We start from the raw sequence: 2997 nt of genomic DNA, 5'->3' as shown, positions 1-2997 counted from the left end.
AGTCACCAGTCACCAGTCACCAGTCACCAGTCACCAGTCACCAGTCACCAGTCCCCAATCACTTTTCTAATCTCACAGCATACCACTGTAAATATTTTCCTGGTCCTACATCTAATTCACAACTGGTATCAATTAAATATTGTGCTTGTTCTGTGACAGAATCAAATTTCTGGATATCAGGAGTTAAGTCATCAAAAGCCAGTTGTTTTAAAGTATTTTCCAGCTTTTCTAGTAATTCTGATTTCGTCAAAAATTGTTCTTCTTGGTTAGTTTCGAGAACAACAAAATTGTCCTCTTCATACATTAATGGATGTGGCATTTTTTTGGGTAATTGGTAATTGGTAATTGGTAATTGGGAAATAAAAATTCTAACTTCTAGAAATCCTGACTCCTGACTAAATTAAGATGGATAAACTGGTAAAGTAAAATGAAACCATGCACCACCATGAGGATTTGCATCTACCCAAATTTGACCATAGTGCGCTCTAATAATACGTTGACATAAAGCCAGACCAATGCCATAACCATCTGTTCCTTCATCTCGTTGCAGACGGAAATGATTTTCAAAGATGCGATCGCGGTTTTCTGGGGGAATACCAGGACCTGTATCACCAATACTAAACTGTACTTTTTGAGTGGTGCGGTGTAGTCCGGCTAAACTAATCATGCCTCCTTCGGGTGTATATTTAATAGCATTATCTAATAAATTTACTAAAACTTGACGGATACGCTCAGGATCGGCATATACATAAGGTAAATCTTTGGGGATATCTGTTTCTATTTTTTGAGCTTTGCTAATATAGCGATCGCGTAATTCTTCCAATACTTCATAACTAAGTTTTCCTAATTCTACTTTTTGTGGTATGATATTAAATTCTTTATCATTTCCCCTTCCCACTTGTAACAAGTCAGCTATCATCCGGTCAATGATTCGTGTTTGATTACGGGCTTGTTTTAAAAAATGTTCAGCCATAGCTGGTTTTAAACGGTGAAATGCTCCCTTTTCAGAATTGTAGTTATTTTGAAGCGTTTCTATAGCTATAGCAGCAGCAGTTAAAGGATTACGGAGGTCATGGGCTAACATTGCCATTACCCGGTCTTTAAATTGTAACTGTTCTTGCAGTTTCTCTTTTTCCTGCTTCAAGTTAAAAATTTCATCTGAAAGCTTGATCAACTCCGCAGAAACAGCAACAGAATGTATGGTAGATGTGGGTAATGTTGCCCGCACATTCTCATCTTTGAGTTCTTGTAAGTCTTCCTGTAACTTTAAGAAAGCGTCTACAGCAACTTGCCAGCGAGGCCACCAGTTTTTTAATTGGGTTATAATATTGCTTCCCGCCAGAGTCTGTTGAGGTTCTGGATGAATTTTAATTAAAGCCGGCGTTGCTACCAATTTAAAATGTTCCGCTAGATACGGTTGTTGGCCGACATCAATAATTTGTAGTTCAAAACTATACTCTGTTTCTAATTCTCTTAAATAAGAGCGTATGCGCTGTACCTGTTGTCGGGACTTTGGTCGTCCATCGACAAAAAGCAACAGCTGGAGTGGAGCCTCAGAATAGATAGGCTGATCCTGGGAAACTTGCATGTAATCTTGTTTCAGCACTGGTAACAACCTGGCGACGCTTTACAGAAAGTAAAATAAACTGACGGTTGTCGATGGTCGTTGTTTTCTTCCAATTTAATATCTATTTTAAATTTTTCATACACCCATCAGATTGGCATTTTTGACATGAGAAAAATCTTTGTGGGACTTTCACTGTCTTTGACGCTGGGTTTTACTCCCAGTTTTGCCTTAGCTCTGGAATATAAGTCTCAGTTAGACCTGAGTCAAAGTGTTGATTCAGTAGCAGGAGAAAATATATTTTATACCAAAGCTATGCAGCTAGTACAACAGCAGATTTATTTAATTGCTCGACTTGAGCAAGCACTGAGCAGTTCAGACCCCAACAGAATGAGATCCGTGAGGGGGCAATTAACTGCGATCGCACCACCAGAGGAAGCTATCAGCACTCTTAGAACTGCCAATCAAATCTTGCAAGCAGCCCAAAAAAGATTTCCTGACAACATCAAATTTATCAATCCACAGGAAGACGCAGCGACACTAGACCGTTTTGCTTACGACATTGATTCCCAAGAAAAACAAATCTACGCTCAGTTTTTGCAATTGCCTAACACGGGCATTTTTCGAGTTTTACCTGATTCAGCCTACCGTCGTCGGCCGAATACCTTCCAAAATCGATTACAACCAAGTGTTATTGAGCGTTATCCTTTTCCCTCTGTAGGTGAGGGTAAGGGAGATTTTACTCCTAGTTTAGCATTGAAAATGATTGACGATAACTTCCAGTTATTCCCTCAAGGAATAGATTATGGTTTTATCGTTAATATAGGTGATGTACCTTTAGAAAAATTGGATGGTAGACTACAAACTCTTGATCTATCAACGCGGGACTTTTTTCTCAACTACCAACCACCGAGAGAGTTAAAAGCCTTACAGGTAGATAGAAGGCGGTTTATTACAGGTAAAAGTCAAAATTGGCAACAGTCGCAAATTTATTTGAGTGGTGCTAAAGCGGAAGTAAATAAAACTTATTTAGTGCGATCGCTCCAATTTCAACTCCCAGAAATCATCTCAGAACGTCAACCCGTACGCCGTCAAAATAGCCGTATCAGGCAACAATTAACAGAAGTGCCTAGTAGTGATACTATCATAGCCTTTCGTGCCGTGCGTCGCCGTCCTGATGGCAGCTACACTATTCTTTGGCGAGTTCTCAACCAGTTACCCGCACCGCAAATAAATGATTTAGAAAAATATGTGATTGGTGATTGGTGATTGGTGACTGGGGACTGGGGACTCTTACAAGGGTAGGTTTTTTACATTGTCGTGAGGGCAAGACTTGGGGGACAAGGAAGGACAGTGGACAAGGGAGGAAAACAGTACAAAATCATCTTCTCTTGGTAACAAAAAGACCATTGTGCTGATAAAATCTTCCTTGT

3 protein-coding genes are annotated in these 2997 nt (G+C 39.7%); 1 reads left to right on the top strand and 2 read right to left on the bottom strand.

Going from position 1 to position 2997, the window contains the following annotated elements; translation table 11 throughout:
• Positions 1-58: 58 nt before the first annotated feature.
• Both PN497_RS23740 and PN497_RS23735 read right to left on the bottom strand, forming a co-directional pair.
• The gene (locus PN497_RS23740; RefSeq protein ID WP_096570233.1) at positions 59-319 is read right to left on the bottom strand and encodes a chlororespiratory reduction protein 7; all 261 of its coding nucleotides are present in this window, start codon (positions 317-319) and stop codon (positions 59-61) included.
• 81 nt (positions 320-400) lie between these two features.
• Positions 401-1606, bottom strand: a complete 1206-nt coding sequence (locus PN497_RS23735; RefSeq protein WP_190346494.1) for a histidine kinase — start codon at positions 1604-1606, stop codon at positions 401-403.
• A 126-nt stretch (positions 1607-1732) separates the two neighbouring features.
• Here PN497_RS23735 and PN497_RS23730 point away from each other — a divergent pair, with 126 nt between their 5' ends.
• A complete protein-coding gene (locus PN497_RS23730; RefSeq protein WP_096570237.1) occupies positions 1733-2833 on the top strand; it encodes a hypothetical protein in 1101 nt (366 codons plus the stop codon).
• Positions 2834-2997 lie beyond the last annotated feature (164 nt).

It is taken from the genome of Sphaerospermopsis kisseleviana CS-549, assembly GCF_028329225.1.
Classification (GTDB): domain Bacteria; phylum Cyanobacteriota; class Cyanobacteriia; order Cyanobacteriales; family Nostocaceae; genus Sphaerospermopsis; species Sphaerospermopsis kisseleviana.
Note: the sequence above shows the minus strand (reverse complement) of the source record. Positions and strands in the feature narration are given on the sequence as shown.

Excerpts from the sequence above, each read along its gene's own strand:
- PN497_RS23740 (WP_096570233.1), bottom strand. The coding sequence starts at position 319 with ATGCCACATCCATTAATGTATGAAGAGGACAATTTTGTTGTTCTCGAA.
- PN497_RS23730 (WP_096570237.1), top strand. The coding sequence starts at position 1,733 with ATGAGAAAAATCTTTGTGGGACTTTCACTGTCTTTGACGCTGGGTTTT.